General features: G+C 59.8%; 14 protein-coding genes. 13 read left to right on the top strand and 1 reads right to left on the bottom strand.

The genetic code is table 11. The features are described from left to right. Nucleotides 1–36: 36 nt before the first annotated feature. The 5 genes from uvrA to ACMQ11_RS03395 all read left to right on the top strand — a co-directional run bounded on the left by uvrA (nucleotide 37) and on the right by ACMQ11_RS03395 (nucleotide 5,695). Nucleotides 37–2,829, top strand: coding sequence for an excinuclease ABC subunit UvrA (gene uvrA / locus ACMQ11_RS03415; protein ID WP_418991283.1), 2,793 nt, complete (start codon nucleotides 37–39; stop codon nucleotides 2,827–2,829). 64 nt (nucleotides 2,830–2,893) lie between these two features. Next, nucleotides 2,894–4,114 carry a M16 family metallopeptidase gene (locus ACMQ11_RS03410; protein WP_418991282.1) on the top strand — a complete coding sequence of 407 codons (1,221 nt, stop codon included), beginning with the start codon at nucleotides 2,894–2,896 and terminating at the stop codon, nucleotides 4,112–4,114. A gap of 3 nt (nucleotides 4,115–4,117) precedes the next feature. Then, nucleotides 4,118–4,711, top strand: coding sequence for a type 1 glutamine amidotransferase family protein (locus tag ACMQ11_RS03405; RefSeq protein ID WP_418991281.1), 594 nt, complete (start codon nucleotides 4,118–4,120; stop codon nucleotides 4,709–4,711). Nucleotides 4,712–4,714: 3 nt separating this feature from the next. Continuing rightward, a complete protein-coding gene (locus tag ACMQ11_RS03400; protein ID WP_418991280.1) occupies nucleotides 4,715–5,362 on the top strand; it encodes an O-methyltransferase in 648 nt (215 codons plus the stop codon). Then, on the top strand, nucleotides 5,363–5,695 hold the full coding sequence (locus ACMQ11_RS03395; RefSeq protein ID WP_418991279.1) for a nucleotide pyrophosphohydrolase: 333 nt from the start codon (nucleotides 5,363–5,365) through the stop codon (nucleotides 5,693–5,695). A 75-nt stretch (nucleotides 5,696–5,770) separates the two neighbouring features. Here ACMQ11_RS03395 and ACMQ11_RS03390 read toward each other — a convergent pair whose 3' ends face one another. Beyond that, complete coding sequence (locus ACMQ11_RS03390; protein WP_418991277.1) at nucleotides 5,771–7,513, bottom strand: phospho-sugar mutase; 1,743 nt, start codon at nucleotides 7,511–7,513, stop codon at nucleotides 5,771–5,773. Between the two features lie 227 nt (nucleotides 7,514–7,740). Here ACMQ11_RS03390 and dnaA point away from each other — a divergent pair, with 227 nt between their 5' ends. From dnaA to ACMQ11_RS03350, 8 genes are all read left to right on the top strand, one after another. Beyond that, complete coding sequence (gene dnaA / locus ACMQ11_RS03385; RefSeq protein ID WP_418991276.1) at nucleotides 7,741–9,150, top strand: chromosomal replication initiator protein DnaA; 1,410 nt, start codon at nucleotides 7,741–7,743, stop codon at nucleotides 9,148–9,150. Between the two features lie 186 nt (nucleotides 9,151–9,336). After that, nucleotides 9,337–9,882, top strand: coding sequence for an STM3941 family protein (locus ACMQ11_RS03380; RefSeq protein ID WP_418991274.1), 546 nt, complete (start codon nucleotides 9,337–9,339; stop codon nucleotides 9,880–9,882). A 3-nt stretch (nucleotides 9,883–9,885) separates the two neighbouring features. Then, complete coding sequence (locus ACMQ11_RS03375; RefSeq protein WP_418991272.1) at nucleotides 9,886–10,779, top strand: helix-turn-helix transcriptional regulator; 894 nt, start codon at nucleotides 9,886–9,888, stop codon at nucleotides 10,777–10,779. A gap of 71 nt (nucleotides 10,780–10,850) precedes the next feature. Then, nucleotides 10,851–11,063, top strand: a complete 213-nt coding sequence (locus ACMQ11_RS03370; RefSeq protein WP_418991270.1) for a hypothetical protein — start codon at nucleotides 10,851–10,853, stop codon at nucleotides 11,061–11,063. A gap of 83 nt (nucleotides 11,064–11,146) precedes the next feature. Continuing rightward, nucleotides 11,147–11,614, top strand: a complete 468-nt coding sequence (bcp, locus tag ACMQ11_RS03365) for a thioredoxin-dependent thiol peroxidase (protein ID WP_418991483.1) — start codon at nucleotides 11,147–11,149, stop codon at nucleotides 11,612–11,614. Nucleotides 11,615–11,617: 3 nt separating this feature from the next. Beyond that, entirely contained in the window at nucleotides 11,618–12,064 is a 447-nt protein-coding gene (locus ACMQ11_RS03360) for a hypothetical protein (protein WP_418991268.1), read from the top strand. 36 nt (nucleotides 12,065–12,100) lie between these two features. Next, nucleotides 12,101–13,114: a recombinase RecA gene (gene recA / locus ACMQ11_RS03355; RefSeq protein WP_418991266.1), complete on the top strand. Its 1,014-nt coding sequence runs from the start codon at nucleotides 12,101–12,103 to the stop codon at nucleotides 13,112–13,114. 3 nt (nucleotides 13,115–13,117) lie between these two features. Next, nucleotides 13,118–15,337 (top strand): RelA/SpoT family protein, encoded by a 2,220-nt coding sequence (locus ACMQ11_RS03350; protein WP_418991264.1) that lies wholly within the window; start codon nucleotides 13,118–13,120, stop codon nucleotides 15,335–15,337. Nucleotides 15,338–15,339 lie beyond the last annotated feature (2 nt).

The following is a 15,339-nucleotide window of genomic DNA, read 5'->3' as shown; positions in this document are numbered from 1 at the left end:
AAATATTAGTTAATTGTGAATTATGAATTCTGAATTATGAATTCCATCTATATAAAAGGCGCGCGGGTCCACAACCTCCGCAACATCGAGGTCGAGATTCCGCACGACAAACTGGTCGTCATCACAGGGCTTTCGGGCTCGGGAAAATCGACGTTGGCTTTCGACACCATCTTCGCCGAGGGGCAGCGCCGCTATGTGGAGAGCCTTTCGGCCTATGCGCGCCAGTTTCTGGGGAAGATCAACAAGCCCGACGTGGACATCATCTCGGGCATCGCCCCCGCAATCGCCATCGAACAAAAGGTCAACACACGCAACCCCCGTTCGACCGTCGGCACCACGACCGAAATATACGACTACCTCAAGCTGCTCTTCGCCCGCATCGGGCGCACCTTTTCACCCGTTTCGGGGCAGGAGGTGCTCTGTTACAGCGTGGACGACGTGGCGGCCTACATCCTCGGCCTGGGCGACGACAGCCGTGCGGTGATCGCCGCGCCGCTCCTGCTCGCACCCGGTCAGGGACTTATCGAAAAGCTGACGCTGCTCCTCTCCGACGGCCTGATGCGGGTCTACATGGACGGGCGCACGCAGCTCATCGAGGACGTGCTGCCCGGTCTGGGGCCCGACACCGACCCCGAAACCATCCGCGTGGTCGTCGACCGCCTGCGCGTGTCGCATGACGACGACACGCAGACCCGCATCCGCGACTCCGTGGCGCGGGCTTTCTCCTACGGCAACGGCCTCTGCGAGGTCATCACCGACGCGGGCACGGCGGAGTTCTCCTCGCGCTTCGAGGCGGACGGTATCGAGTTCGAACCGCTATCGGAACACCTCTTCAGCTTCAACAACCCGCTGGGCGCCTGTCCCCGCTGCGAGGGCTACGGCAAGGTGATCGGCATCGACGAGGATTTGGTGATTCCCGACAAGAGCCGGACCATCTACGAAGACGCCATCGCCTGCTGGCGCGGAGAGACCATGCGCCGCTGGAAAGAGCAACTGGTGGAGAACGCCTCGAAATTCGACTTTCCGATCCACACGCCGTTCCATGCGCTCACCGCGGCCCAGAAGCGCCTGCTGTGGACGGGCAACGAGTGGTTCGACGGGCTGGACGACTTTTTCTCCTACATCGACCGCGAACGGCACAAGATCCAGTTCCGCGTGATGAAAGCCCGCTACACGGGCAAAACCGTCTGTCCCGAGTGCGGGGGCGCCCGCCTGAGAAAAGAGGCGCTCTATGTCCGCGTGGGCGGGAAACACATCGGCGAGCTGGTCACCCTGCCCGTCGACGAACTGATCCCGTTCTTCAACTCCCTCCAACTCGACGAGCACGACGCGAAAACCGCCGCCCGCATCCTGGTCGAGATTCGCAACCGGTTGCAATACCTCTCGGACGTGGGGCTGGGCTACCTCACGCTCGACCGCCTCTCGTCGACCCTCTCGGGCGGCGAGAGCCAGCGCATCAACCTCTCCACGTCGCTCGGAAGCAACCTCACCGGCTCGCTCTACATCCTCGACGAACCCTCGATCGGGCTTCATCCGCGCGACACGAACCGCCTTATCAAGGTGCTCGACCAGCTGCGCGACTTGGGCAATACGGTCATCGTCGTCGAACACGAGGAGGAGGTGATCCGCGCCGCCGACTGGATCGTCGACATCGGTCCCAAGGCGGGTTACCACGGCGGCGAGGTGGTTTTCAGCGGCACGATCCCCGCGCTGCTGAAATGCAAAAAGAGCCTCACGGCCGACTACCTCACCGGGCGGCGGACCATCGCGCCGCCCCCGTCGGAGCGGGGCTGGTCCCATGCGATCACGATCCGGGGCGCCCGCGAAAACAACCTCCGGAATATCGACGTGCGGATTCCGCTCGGCGTGATGACCTGCATCACGGGCGTGAGCGGCTCGGGCAAGTCATCGCTTGCCAAGGGCATCCTCTATCCGGCGCTGAGGCGCATGCTTTTCGACACGGGCGCCAAGCCGGGCGATTTCGACGGCATCGAGGGCGACGTGAAGCTGCTCCGCTCGGTCGAGATGGTCGATCAGAACCCCATCGGCAAGTCCTCGCGCTCGAACCCCGTGACCTATATCAAGGCCTACGACGAGATCAGGCGTCTTTACGCCGACCAGCCCTACGCAAAGCACACGGGTCTGGGGGCTTCGTCGTTCTCGTTCAACATCGCCGGCGGCCGCTGCGAAGAGTGCCAGGGCGAGGGGGTCATCAAGGTCTCGATGCAGTTCATGGCAGACGTCGAACTGGTCTGCGAAGCGTGCGGAGGCAAGCGTTTCCGCGACGAGGTGCTGGAGGTCAAATACCGCGACAAGTCGATCTTCGACGTGCTGGAGATGACCGTGGACGACGCCGTGGCATTCTTCGGCGAGGACAAAAAGAACACGACCTGCCGCCGTATCGTCGAACGGCTCAAACCGTTGCAGGACGTGGGACTGGGCTACGTCAAGTTGGGGCAATCCTCCTCGACGCTCTCGGGCGGCGAGAGCCAGCGCGTGAAACTGGCCTCGTTCCTGACCAAGGACAGCGCCGACGGCGGCGTGCTGTTCATCTTCGACGAACCCACGACGGGGCTCCATTTCCACGATATTTCGAAACTCCTGGCGGCATTCGACGCCCTGATCGAGCGGGGCCACACCATCGTCATCGTCGAGCACAACATGGACGTCATCAAGTGCGCCGACTGGGTCGTGGACCTCGGTCCCGAGGCGGGCACCGGAGGAGGAAGAGTCGTCTTCGAGGGGACGCCCCGCGAACTGGAGAAATGTCCGGAGAGCTACACGGGGCGGTTTTTGAAGCAGCGCTCCAAAATAATTCAAAATTCATAATTCAAAATTCACGATTATATAACAGATATGGATTATTCGAAACTACAAATTATGAATTGTGAATATGAATTCTGAATTTTCCACATATGTCCTGCCCAACGGCATCCGCGGCGTCCACCGCCAGGTAAAAGGCTCCGTGGCCCACTGCGCGCTGGTGATCGGCGCGGGCAGCCGGGACGAACACCCCGACGAATACGGGCTGGCTCACTTTACCGAGCACGCCTTTTTCAAGGGCACCGCGCGGCGGCGCGCCTGGCAGGTCAACTGCCGGCTGGAGAACCTGGGCGGCGAGCTGAACGCCTTTACCACCAAGGAGGACACCACCATCCATGCCACCACGCTGCGAGGCGACTTTCGCAAGGCCGCCGAGCTGATCGCCGACATCGCTTTCCGCTCGACCTTTCCCGAGCGGGAGCTGGAGCGCGAAAAGGAGGTCATCGTCGACGAGATCAACACCTACAAGGATTCGCCCTCCGAGATGATCTACGACACGTTCGAGGACCTGCTGTTCGCGGGTTCCGAACTGGGCCACAACATCCTGGGACGCAAGGCCGCACTGATGCGCTACGACGGCCGGGCCATCCGGTCGTTCATTTCGCGCACGCACACTACCGACCAGATGGTCTTCTCGTCGATCGGCAATTTCTCGGCCCGGACAGCCGAGGCGGTGGCCATGCGCTGTTTCGCCGATCATCCGGCCTCCGCGCGGGGCTACGAAAGGGTAGCGCCGGGCCCGGGCGCCCGTTTCGACAAGACGGTATCGCGCCATACCCACCAGACGCACTGCATCCTCGGCGGGCGCGCCTGCGGTATTCAGGACGAGCGCCGCCTGCCGCTGGCGCTGGTGACGAACATCCTGGGCGGTCCGTGCGCCAATTCGCTGCTCAACGTCGAGGTGCGCGAGAAGCACGGCCTGACGTACAACATCGAAGCCAGCTACACGCCCTACGCCGAAACGGGCATCGTGACGATCTATTTCAGTTCCGACCACGGCCATGCCGAAGAGTGCATCTCACTGATCGAAGCCCAGTTGGATCGGCTGCGCACCGCACCGCTCTCGGCCCGGCGGCTCTCGATGGCCAAAAAACAGTTTATCGCCCAACTGGCCATTTCGGGCGAAAGCAACGAGAGCTACATGCTCGGCGCAGGCAAGAGCCTCGTGACCCACGACGGCATGGACACCATGCAGGAGGTCTACGCCAAGGTCCGTTCGCTCACGGCCTCGGACCTGATGGAGGTGGCCGCCGAAACCTTTTCGGACCTTTCCCGTCTAATCTACAAATAACCTATGAAAACCGTACAATTCGTTCTGCTCGACCGCTTCGCCGACTGGGAAGCCGCCTTTCTGGCTCCGGCCCTGCGCGAGGGCGTCATGCCGGGCCACCCCGGAAAATACCGTGTGACGTTCGCCGCTCCCGACGGCCGCCCGGTCCGTTCGATCGGCGGCCTTCGGGTGCAGCCCGACTGCGGCCTCGAGCAGCTGCCCGCCGACTGCGCGGGGCTGATCCTCGTGGGCGGGATGAGCTGGCAGACACCCCAGGCCGCCGCCGTCGTGCCGCTCGTCGAAGAGGCGCTCCGACGCAGCATCCTCGTGGGTGCCATCTGCAACGCCGTGTCGTTTCTGGCGGCACACGGGTATCTCAACGACCGCCGCCACACGGGCAATACACTCGACATGCTCCGGGCATGGGGCGGTGCGGCATACACCGGCGAACGGCTCTACGAGGAGCGGCAGGCCGTGCGCGACGGCCTTTGGGTGACGGCCAACGGCACGGGTTACCTCGAATTCACCCGCGAGTGCCTCCTCGCCCTCGAAGCCGACACCCCGGAGGCCGTCGCCGCTTCGTACGCTTTCAACAAACAGGGTTTCTGCAAGGAGTAGTTCATGGACCCGCTCGAACGATACATACACGCACACACCTCGCCCGAGGAGGCGCTTCTGGGCGAACTCGACCGCCTGACCCACCAGCGGACCGTGGCGCCGCGCATGCTTTCGGGCCACCTCCAGGGCCGGCTGCTGGAGATGCTCGTGCGGATGCAGCGGCCGCGGCGCGTGCTCGAAATCGGCACGTTCACCGGTTATTCGGCGCTCTCGATGGCCGCCGGGCTCGCGGAGGACGCCGTGCTCGACACCATCGAGGTGGACGACGAACTGGAGGAGACGGCGCAGTCGTTCTTCGACCGCAGCCCCCACGGGTGCAAAATCCGCCTGCATATCGGCTCGGCACTCGCGGTGGCGCCGACGCTGGGCGCGGTGTACGACCTGGTCTTCATCGACGGCGACAAGCGCGAATATCCCGCCTATTACCGGATGCTGATGGGTGACGACGGAGGCAAAGCATTGGTTAAGAACGGTTCCGTACTCATTGCAGACAATGTGCTCTGGTCGGGAAAAGTCGCGGAACCCGTCGCGCACAACGACCGGCACACGCAGGCACTCGTGGAGTTTAACCGCATGGTGGTCGAAGACGAGCGAGTCGTAAACGTCCTTGTGCCGCTCAGGGACGGATTGAATCTGATTTACATTAAATAGATGGAAATAAAAGAGTTGCAGCAAAAGGTAGACGCCTGGGTCCGGGAGTACGGCGTGCGCTATTTTTCGGAACTGACGAACATGGCCTGCCTGACCGAGGAGGTGGGGGAGTTGGCCCGCATCATGGCGCGGAGATATGGCGACCAGTCGTTCAAGGAGGGCGAAAAGTGCGAATTGCAGGACCTGGCAGACGAAATGGCCGATGTCATGTGGGTGCTCGTTTGTCTGGCAAACCAGACCGGAGTGGACCTTACGGCGGCTCTCGAAGCCAATTTCGCCAAGAAAACCGCCCGCGACCGGGATCGCCACCGCAACAACAGCAAACTGAGGTAAGGGCGGCGCAATCAAATTATGCAAAACGGGCGGTGTGTGCGCACACACCGCCCGTTTTGCGGAAAAGGGTAGTCCCTACTCGAGTTTGAGGTCTTTCTTGATGCCTTCGATCTTGGCGTCCAGTTCGGCGAGCACGCGGTCGTAGTCGGCCACCGAAGCCAGCGGAGCCTTGACCCCGAAATAGAACTTGATCTTGGGTTCGGTACCCGACGGACGGACCGAAACCAGCGTGCCGTCCTCGGTGAACCACTGCAACACGTTGCTCTTGTCCTGCTCGATCGGCGTTTTGGCGCCCGTTGCGACACAGGTAGTTTCGAGCGTCAGGTAGTCGTTGATCTTCACCACGGGCGATCCGAGAATCGTCTTGGGCGGATTGGCGCGGAAATCGACCATCATCTTCTGGATCAGCTCGGCGCCCTCCTTGCCCTTGCGGACCACCGAGACGAGCCCCTCGCGGTAGAAACCGTATTTCACGTAGAGCTCCTGCAACCACTCGAAGAGCGTCAGCCCCATCGTGTCCATGGCCCACGCGGCGGCTTCGGCCGCCAGCGAGCAGGCCGAGACGGCGTCCTTGTCGCGCACGTAGTCACCCGCCAGGTAGCCGAACGACTCTTCGCCGCCGCCGATATACTTGGTCTTTCCCTCGTTTTCGCGGATGATCTTGGCGATGTACTTGAAGCCCGTTAGGCAGTCGTAACACTTGACCTTGAAATGGTCCGCCACGGCATTGGCCATCTGCGAGGTGACGATGGTCTTGACGACGTACTCCTTGCCGTCCAATTTCCCGAGTTCAGCCCAGCGCGTGAGCTGGTAGCTCATCAGCAGCACCAGGGTCTGGTTACCGTTCAAAAGCACGTATTCGCCTTTCTTGTTGCGCAGGGCCACGCCGATGCGGTCGGCGTCGGGGTCGGTGGCCAGCACCAGGTCGGCGCCCTCGCGGGCCGCCAGGTCGATCGCCATCGACATGGTTTTGCGCTCCTCGGGGTTGGGCGATTCGACGGTGGGGAAATTGCCGTCGACAACGGCCTGCTCGGGAACGAGCATCACGTTGGTGAAGCCGAATTTTCGGAGCGACTCCGGAACCAGCCGTACGCCCGAGCCGTGGATGGGCGTATAGACGATCTTCATGTCGCGGTGTTTGCGCACACACTCGGGCGAGAGCGACAGTTCGTGCACCCTGTTCAGATAGATCTCGTCGAACCGCTCGTCGAGGATGGTGATGTTCTCCGCATTGCGGCCCGTGAGGATCATGTCGACGTCGGTGATCTTGGCCACCTCGGCGATGATGTTCTTGTCGTGCGGCTCGGTGACCTGCGCGCCGTCGGTCCAGTAGGCCTTGTAACCGTTGTACTCCTTGGGGTTGTGCGAAGCGGTGACCACGACGCCCGAGTGGCATTTCAACTCGCGGATGGCGAAACTCAACTCGGGGGTGGGACGCAGCGCATCGAAGAGGAAAACGGTGAAGCCGTTGGAGGCGAAAATGTCGGCCACGCGCTCGGCGAACATGCGCGAATTGTTGCGGCTGTCGTGGCCGATCGCAACGCGGATTTGCTCCCCCTCGAAATTCTTCTTCAGGTAGTTGGCAAGGCCCTGCGTGGCGGCCCCCACGGTGTAGACATTCATGCGGTTCGAGCCCGCGCCCATAATGCCCCGCAGGCCGCCCGTACCGAATTCGAGGTCCTTGTAGAAACTCTCGACCAGCTCTTTCATGTCGTTCTGCATCAGATACTTGACCTGCTGTTTGGTCTGTTCGTCGTAGTGGCCGTCGAGCCAGGTTTGCGCCTTGGCGAGAACCATTTGTTCCAATTCGTTTGCCATAAGTTTTATTGGTTTTATTTATAGTATGATTTTAGAGTATCCCAAAAATTTTATATGCAAATATAAGAAATAAAATTCGATAATTCAATATCAGGGAGTTAAAAATGAGCCTCTGGAAACCGTTGTTTTTCTATATATAAAAAAAGGATAATTGCAACAGATTTCCGAGAATCTTTTTGCGAAATTATTCACAACTTTGTCTCATCAAAAACAGTGCAACCCCCGTCATGTTGAACAACGCGCAGACATATAGCGATATGTGGCAGAACTGCCTTGACCGCATCAAGGCCGAGACCTCCGCCGAGGAGTTCGAGAAATGGTTCCAGCCCATCGTACCGCTTGAATTCGACGGCACGACGCTGCGCCTGCGGGTTCCCAACGAGAGTTATGTCCGCCAGATCGAGAAGAATTACATTCCGTTCCTGAGACCCATCATTTCGCAACTCTACGGACAGCAGACCCGTCTGCACTATGCCGTACCCCGCTCCGCAGCCCCGGTCCCCGTGGCGGCGGACGCCGATACGACGGCCATCTCGCGGTTCAACACGCAGACCAACACCGCAAATATAAAGAATCCCTTTGTCATTCCGGGACTCAAGAAGATAATTATCGACCCGCAGCTCAATCCGGGCCTCACGTTCGCCACTTTCATCGAGGGCGAATGCAACCGGCTGGCGCGCTCGGCGGGCATGTCCGTGGCAGTGAATCCGGGAAACAACCCGTTCAACCCCCTATATATATATGGTGACTCGGGGTTGGGCAAGACGCACATCGTGCAGTCGGTGGGCCACGAGGTGCGCCAGCGGCATCCCGAGTTGCAGGTGCTCTACGTCTCGATGAACAAATTTCAGGCGCAGTTCCAGACGGCTTACAAGAACGGCGAAATTCCCGATTTCATCCATTTCTACCAGATGATCGACGTACTGATTATCGACGATATTCAGGAACTGACGGGAAAGACCGGTACGCAGAACGCATTTTTCAACATCTTCAACCACCTGCAACTGGCCGGGAAGCAGTTGATCCTCACCTCGGACAAGCCGCCCGTGGAGCTCAAGGACATCGAGCAGCGGCTGCTGACCCGTTTCAAGTGGGGTTTGTCTGCGCAGATCAACCAGCCGGACTACGAAACGAAAGTCAAGATCATCCGCGCCAAAGCGCAGAAGCTCGGTGCGCAGATCTCGGACGAGGTGGTGGCTTACCTGGCGGACAACATCTCGGCCAACGTGCGCGAAATAGAGGGCGCCATCTCGTCGCTGGTGGCCAACGCGTCGTTCCTCGGTCGCAAGATCACCACGTCGCTGGCCAAGGAGATTCTCAAGGTCTATGTGAAGCTCTACCAGAAAGAGATCACCCTGGACCACATCATCGAGGTGGTTTGCGAATACCTCAATCTGGATTTCGCACGCTTCAACTCCACCGAGCGCACGCGCGAAATCGCCCAGGCGCGGCAGATCGCCATGTATCTGGCAAAGCAGCACACCAAGGCGCCGCTCACGACCATCGGCGCGGCCATCGGCGGCCGCAACCACGCCACGGTGCTCCATTCGTGCAAGGCCGTGTCGAACCTGATGGAAACCGACAAGGCGTTCCGCCGTCAGGTCGAGGAGATCGAGAAGAAAGTGCTCGCTCAATAGTGAGGGAGCAAGAAGACCCCAAAGGCCGAAGCCACGGGCGGGGCAGGGACCGCGGAAGAGAAAAAGGCGGAGCAACAGAGCCATAAGGCCAGGGAAAAAACAAGCGTTTGCCCGCAAGGGCCGCATACCGCACGACAAACAGGCGGCCGCGACACGATTGTCGCGGCTTTTTCGTATCTTTGCGCCATGCGAAAGGTCTACCATTACCGGGTCGTGAGGCTGGCGCTGCTGCTGTTGGTGGCCGCTCCGGCTTTCGTGGCCGTCGGCATACGGCTCCTCGTGCTACGCCCCGACAGCGTGACGATATGGCTCGTTTCGGTGCCGTGCATCCTCTTCTTCGGAGGGACGTTTCTCTTGGGACTCGTCAACCTACCGCGCATGGTGCGCGACAGCACGGCGCTGATTCTCACGCCGGAAGCGATGACCCTCCGTCACCCCGGAAGAGAGGAGCAGACACAGATTCAATGGACCGAAATAGTCGGTTTCACAGAGCGATACATCAAAGGGCAGCATTTCGTCATCCCGCAGTTGCGCACGCCCGCGCCGCGCATCGCACGCGAGCACAACCCGCTGTGGCGCAGCGTAATGAAACTCAATACCCTGTATGACGGTTCGCCATACAGCATCAGTACTAATTCACTTCGCTGCGACCCCGACGAACTGGTAACAACCCTGGTCGCGTACCTTGAGAAATACGGATCGCCGGCGTCGGAGACGGAAGGCAGACTATAACGCATGGATCAACCCAAACTGGAACGGCTTCTCAGGCTGATGAAGCTCTTGACGGCCAACACCACATACAGCATCGACCAGTTGGCCGAGCGGCTCGACATGTCGCGCCGCACGGTCTACCGCTACATCGACACGTTCCGTGAAGCGGGGTTCGTCATCAAGAAAACGGGCGACTGCATCCGCCTGGACAAGGAGTCGCCCCATTTCCGCGACATCACGCAGCTGGTCCATTTCACCGAGGAGGAGGCCGTGATCCTCAAGAGCGCCATCGAAAATATCGACGACACGAACCTCTTGAAGCAGAACCTCAAACGCAAACTCTACTCCGTGTACGACAGCAAGACACTGGCCGACACGGTGGTCCGGGGCAAAAATGCACCCAATATCCGCACGCTGATCGAGGCCATCGAACAGCACCGCCAGGCCATCCTTCACGGATACCAGTCGGCCCACGGCGCCAAGGTCCGCGACCGCAGGGTAGAGCCATTCGCCTTCACGACCAACTACGTGCAGGTGTGGTGCTACGACCCCGGGGACGGGGTGTGCAAACTCTTCAAGACCTCGCGCATCGCGTCGGTAACGCTTGCCGAGGAGGAGTGGCAGTACGCGGCGGAACACCGCGAGGGGTTTATCGACGCCTTCCGCATGCACGGCGAGCGGCGTTTCCGCGTGCAGCTGCAGCTCGGCATGCTGGCCTACAACCTGCTGTGCGAAGAGTACCCGCTGGCCGAACGCGACCTCGCAGCGCTCGGCGACGGCCGCTGGCTGCTGGATACCGAGGTGGCCGGAATGGCCGGCGTGGGGCGCTTCGTGGTCGGGCTGCTGGACGACATTCGCATCGTCGATGCACCCGAATTGAAAACCCATCTGACGCAATACCTGCAAAAATTCGCATAATTTTCTATCCTGTGTCATAAGTTGACACAAAAGTGCCGTTCCTTTGTACCATAAACCTAAAAGATACGATCATGGGAACAGCTTACAAAATCCGGTGCAAGCACTGCGGAGCGCAGTTCGAACACTACATGCAGCCCGGTTACGGCGTCATGCCGCTATGCGTGGGGTGCGGCGAATACGTCGAAACCGAGACGGCCATCCGCTGCCCGGCGTGCCGAAAGAGACTCAACGCCACGCAGCAGGAGTTCAACGAGCAGGTCGAGGTGACCTACGTGTGGGACTGAAGCCCAAAAAAATCGGGCACGAACGCATGGATTTACGCGGAATTTTTATAACTTTGAAAGACAAATACACCTTTTCGAACGACATGACCAAGTTACAGCCCGGGGATGAGGCCCCCGATTTCCGATCCACGACCCAGGAGGGCGAACCGCTGACGCTCGCCGACCTCAGGGGACAGCGCACGATCCTCTATTTCTACCCCAAGGACAACACCTCGGGCTGCACGCTCGAAGCCAAGAGCCTCAGGGACGGCAAGGCCGAACTGGCGCGGATGGGGTTCCGGATCGTGGGCGTCAGCCCCGACAGCGAGCGGTCGCACCACAATTTCTGCTCGAAGCACGAGTTGAATTTCACGCTCCTTGCGGACACCGACCACTCGGTAGCGGAGGCGTTCGGGGTATGGGCCGAAAAATCGATGTACGGCCGCAAATACATGGGTATCGTACGCACAACGTTCGTGCTGGACGCCGAGGGACGCATCGAAAAGATATTCGACAAGGTGGACACGAAGAACCACTACCAGCAGATCGTGGAGGCATACAAAAAAGAGTAACCGATGCGCCGCACGCAACTCATACTGCTCGCACTCTGCTCGCTGGCAACCATCCCGCTCCAGGCACAGGAGGACAGGAGGTTGCGCGCCAAGGCGGATTCGGCGGCGTGGGAGCTGCTCGTCGGGCCGCCCGCCCGCTTCCCGACGGGTTGGCTCAAGGAGTGGCTCGATCCGATCCAGCGGGAACGGAGGCAGATCCGCAGTCTGATGGAGCAGCGGGCCCGGCAGTCGGTCGGGGAGTACCCCGCGGCACGCAGCCAGGCGGAGGCCGACCGGAACGACGGGTTGTGGCGCCTGCAAATCGGCAATACCCCGCCGGGAAACAGGAGCCCGTATCCGGATCGGGAACTGGACGCGAGGATCATCCGTTTTCCGCTGCCGCGCGACATGCGGGCGGACAAGCGGACCGAACAGCAAAAGGCCCTGGACAAAATGCGGGGCGGAAAATGAACGAAAAATAGAGATAATAAACAAGCACATAAAAAAATGGCAGAAAAAGCACAGGCAAACCCGGACAAGCTCAAGGTCTTGAACGCGGTGATGGAAAAGATAGAAAAGGATTTCGGCAAGGGGTCGATCATGCGGATGAACAGCACGGAGGTCAACGACGTGCCGGTGATTCCGACGGGGTCGATCACCCTGGACATGGCCCTCGGCGTGGGCGGCTACCCCAAAGGGCGCGTGGTCGAGATTTACGGCCCCGAATCGTCGGGTAAAACCACGCTGGCGATTCACGCCATCGCCGAAGCGCAGAAGGCCGGCGGCATCGCGGCGTTCATCGACGCCGAGCACGCATTCGACAGTTTCTACGCCCAGAAGCTGGGCGTGGACGTGGACAATCTGCTGATCTCGCAGCCCGACAACGGCGAGCAGGCGCTCGAAATCGCCGACTCGCTGATCCGGTCGAGCGCCATCGACATCATCGTCATCGACTCGGTAGCGGCCCTCACACCCAAGGCCGAGATCGAGGGCGACATGGGCGAATCGAAGATGGGGTTGCAGGCGCGGCTCATGTCGCAGGCGCTGCGCAAACTCACGTCGAGCATCTCGAAAACCAAGACCGTCTGCATCTTCATCAACCAGCTGCGCGACAAGATCGGCGTGGTATACGGCAACCCCGAGACCACCACGGGCGGCAACGCGCTGAAATTCTACGCTTCGGTGCGCATCGACATCCGCCGCATGTCGGTCATCAAGGACGGCGAGGACCAGCTGGGCACCCGGACCAAGGTCAAGGTGGTGAAGAACAAGGTGGCGCCGCCGTTCAAGCGTGCGGAGTTCGACATCATGTTCGGCGAGGGAATTTCGAAGATCGGCGAGATTATTGACCTGGGTGTGGATTACGGCGTGCTCAAAAAAGCCGGATCGTGGTTCTCGTACGGCGACCGCAAGATCGGCCAGGGCCGCGACGCGGTCAAGGAACTGCTGAAAAAGGACGAAGCGCTGGCCGCCGAGATCGAGGCCAAGGTCCGCGAGGCCATGAAGAACCCTAAACAGTAAGGTATGGATTATACTGCCGAGGATGAGGTAATCATTAAGGAAAAATGGGATGATCTCCTGCTGTCGTGTACCAAGATTTGCAAGAACGACGAGGACTGGAATTTCATCAAACGGGCATTTTTCCTGGCCAAAGAGGCCCATCAGGGGGTACGGCGCCGCTCCGGCGAGCCATACCTCCTGCATCCTATTGCAGTAGCCAAGATCGTCATCGAGGAGATCGGTCTGGGCGTGAAATCGGTCGTGGCAGCGCTGCTGCACGACGTGGTGGAGGACACTGAGTACACCGTCGAGGACATGGAGCGCATCTTCGGGCAGAAGATCGCTTCGATGGTGGACGGACTGACGAAAATGTCGGGCGTGTTCAACGCCGATACCTCGGAGCAGGCCGAATATTTCCGCAAGGTGCTGCTCACGCTCTCGGACGACGTGCGGGTGATACTCATCAAGATCGCCGACCGCCTTCACAACATGCGCACGTTGGGGGCCATGCCGATGAACAAGCAAATCAAGATCACGGGCGAGACGATCTACCTCTTCGCGCCGCTGGCTTACCGGCTGGGGCTCTACTCGATCAAGAGCGAGTTGGAGGACCTCTGCATGAAATACCGCTTCCCGCAGCAGTACGCCGAGATCACGCAGAAACTCCAGGAGAGCGAAGCCTCGCGCCGGGAGTTCATCGACAAGTTCAACGCCCCGATCATCGCGGCGCTCAACCGCGACAATTTCAACTACGAGATTTCGGGCCGCGTCAAGAGCGTCTACTCGATCTGGAGCAAGATGCAGCGCAAACAGATTTCGTTCGAGGAGATATACGACCTGTTCGCCATCCGGATCGTCTTCAAACCCCTGCCGTTTCCCTCGGAAAAGACCCAATGCTGGCAGATTTACTCCACCATCACCGACATCTATACCCCCAAACCCGACCGGTTGCGGGACTGGATTTCGATGCCCAAGGCCAACGGGTACGAGGCGCTGCACTCGACCGTGATGGGGCCCGACGGGGTATGGGTGGAGGTGCAGATCCGCACGCAGCGCATGGAGGACATCGCCGAGCGGGGATTCGCGGCGCACTGGAAATACAAACACGCCACCATCTCGCAGGACGAGGACGAGTTCGACCGCTGGCTCAAGCAGATCCGAGCGGCGTTGAACAGCCCGACGGAGAATGCGGTGGACTTTCTGGACAACTTTAAGTTATCGCTGTACACATCTGAAATCGTAGTGTTTACACCCAAGGGCGAGCCCCGCAAACTGCCCTACGGAGCCACCGCACTCGATTTCGCCTACGACATCCACTCCAAGATCGGCAACAGCGCCATCAGCGCCAAGATCAACCACAAGCTCGAACCGATCACCACGCAGATCAACAGCGGCGACCAGGTCGAGATCATCACGGCCGACAACGCGCGGCCCAAACCCGAGTGGCTCGAGGTCGTGACCACGGGAAAGGCCAAGCAGTCGATCAAGAGTTTCCTCAAACGCGAGCGTCAGAACAACATCGAGCGCGGAATGCAGCTGCTCGACGAGAAGATGAAGCAGCTCAATATCAAGCTCAGCGGCCGCGTATTGCGCAAGATCATGCCCGTTTACGAGAGCACCAACAAGGAGGAGCTGTACAGCAAGATCGGCGCGGGAATCGTCTCGCTCGACGATTTGGAAAAGGTGCTCAAAGTCAATTCGAAAAGCAAAATTCTCAAGTTCTGGACCCTTTTCATCCCGCACAAGGAGGACGAGGAGGGCGACGAGGCGGCCGCGGGGGATATTGCACCGGCAGGGGATGGGACACCGCCCGCCGAACCGCAGTTCGAAATCGCGGAGTGTTGCAAGCCCATTCCGGGCGACAAAGTGGTCGGCTACCGCGATCCCGTCTCACACAACATCATCGTCCACAAAGCCACGTGCGACGAGCTGAACCGCCTGGCAGCCCAATACGGACGCAACATCGTCAAGGAGGAGATCAAGTGGTCGCAACACAAGGCCATGTCCTATCTGGTAACGGCCGAATTGCGAGGGATCGACCGCATGGGCATTCTGCTGGACCTGGCACGGGTCATCAGCGGCGATTTCAGCATCAACATCCGCGAAATCAGCATCCACAGCCACGACGGTATCTTCGAAGGCACCCTGAGTCTCTACGTCAAGGACGCCGAGAGCCTGCATGCCGTGATGGACAAGCTGCGCAAGATAAAAGGTATCGAAAGCGTCAAACGAACACTGAACTGACC

Origin of the sequence: Alistipes sp., assembly GCF_048465575.1 — a bacterium.
Classification (GTDB): Bacteria; Bacteroidota; Bacteroidia; order Bacteroidales; family Rikenellaceae; genus Alistipes.
Note: the sequence above shows the minus strand (reverse complement) of the source record. Positions and strands in the feature narration are given on the sequence as shown.

What these genes read in the sequence shown, in the direction of transcription:
- uvrA (WP_418991283.1), top strand. Translation starts at nt 37, where the DNA reads ATGAATTCCATCTATATAAAAGGCGCGCGGGTCCACAACCTCCGCAAC.
- ACMQ11_RS03410 (WP_418991282.1), top strand. Translation starts at nt 2,894, where the DNA reads ATGAATTCTGAATTTTCCACATATGTCCTGCCCAACGGCATCCGCGGC.
- ACMQ11_RS03405 (WP_418991281.1), top strand. Translation starts at nt 4,118, where the DNA reads ATGAAAACCGTACAATTCGTTCTGCTCGACCGCTTCGCCGACTGGGAA.
- ACMQ11_RS03400 (WP_418991280.1), top strand. Translation starts at nt 4,715, where the DNA reads ATGGACCCGCTCGAACGATACATACACGCACACACCTCGCCCGAGGAG.
- ACMQ11_RS03395 (WP_418991279.1), top strand. Translation starts at nt 5,363, where the DNA reads ATGGAAATAAAAGAGTTGCAGCAAAAGGTAGACGCCTGGGTCCGGGAG.
- ACMQ11_RS03390 (WP_418991277.1), bottom strand. Translation starts at nt 7,513, where the DNA reads ATGGCAAACGAATTGGAACAAATGGTTCTCGCCAAGGCGCAAACCTGG.
- dnaA (WP_418991276.1), top strand. Translation starts at nt 7,741, where the DNA reads ATGTTGAACAACGCGCAGACATATAGCGATATGTGGCAGAACTGCCTT.
- ACMQ11_RS03380 (WP_418991274.1), top strand. Translation starts at nt 9,337, where the DNA reads ATGCGAAAGGTCTACCATTACCGGGTCGTGAGGCTGGCGCTGCTGCTG.
- ACMQ11_RS03375 (WP_418991272.1), top strand. Translation starts at nt 9,886, where the DNA reads ATGGATCAACCCAAACTGGAACGGCTTCTCAGGCTGATGAAGCTCTTG.
- ACMQ11_RS03370 (WP_418991270.1), top strand. Translation starts at nt 10,851, where the DNA reads ATGGGAACAGCTTACAAAATCCGGTGCAAGCACTGCGGAGCGCAGTTC.
- bcp (WP_418991483.1), top strand. Translation starts at nt 11,147, where the DNA reads ATGACCAAGTTACAGCCCGGGGATGAGGCCCCCGATTTCCGATCCACG.
- ACMQ11_RS03360 (WP_418991268.1), top strand. Translation starts at nt 11,618, where the DNA reads ATGCGCCGCACGCAACTCATACTGCTCGCACTCTGCTCGCTGGCAACC.
- recA (WP_418991266.1), top strand. Translation starts at nt 12,101, where the DNA reads ATGGCAGAAAAAGCACAGGCAAACCCGGACAAGCTCAAGGTCTTGAAC.
- ACMQ11_RS03350 (WP_418991264.1), top strand. Translation starts at nt 13,118, where the DNA reads ATGGATTATACTGCCGAGGATGAGGTAATCATTAAGGAAAAATGGGAT.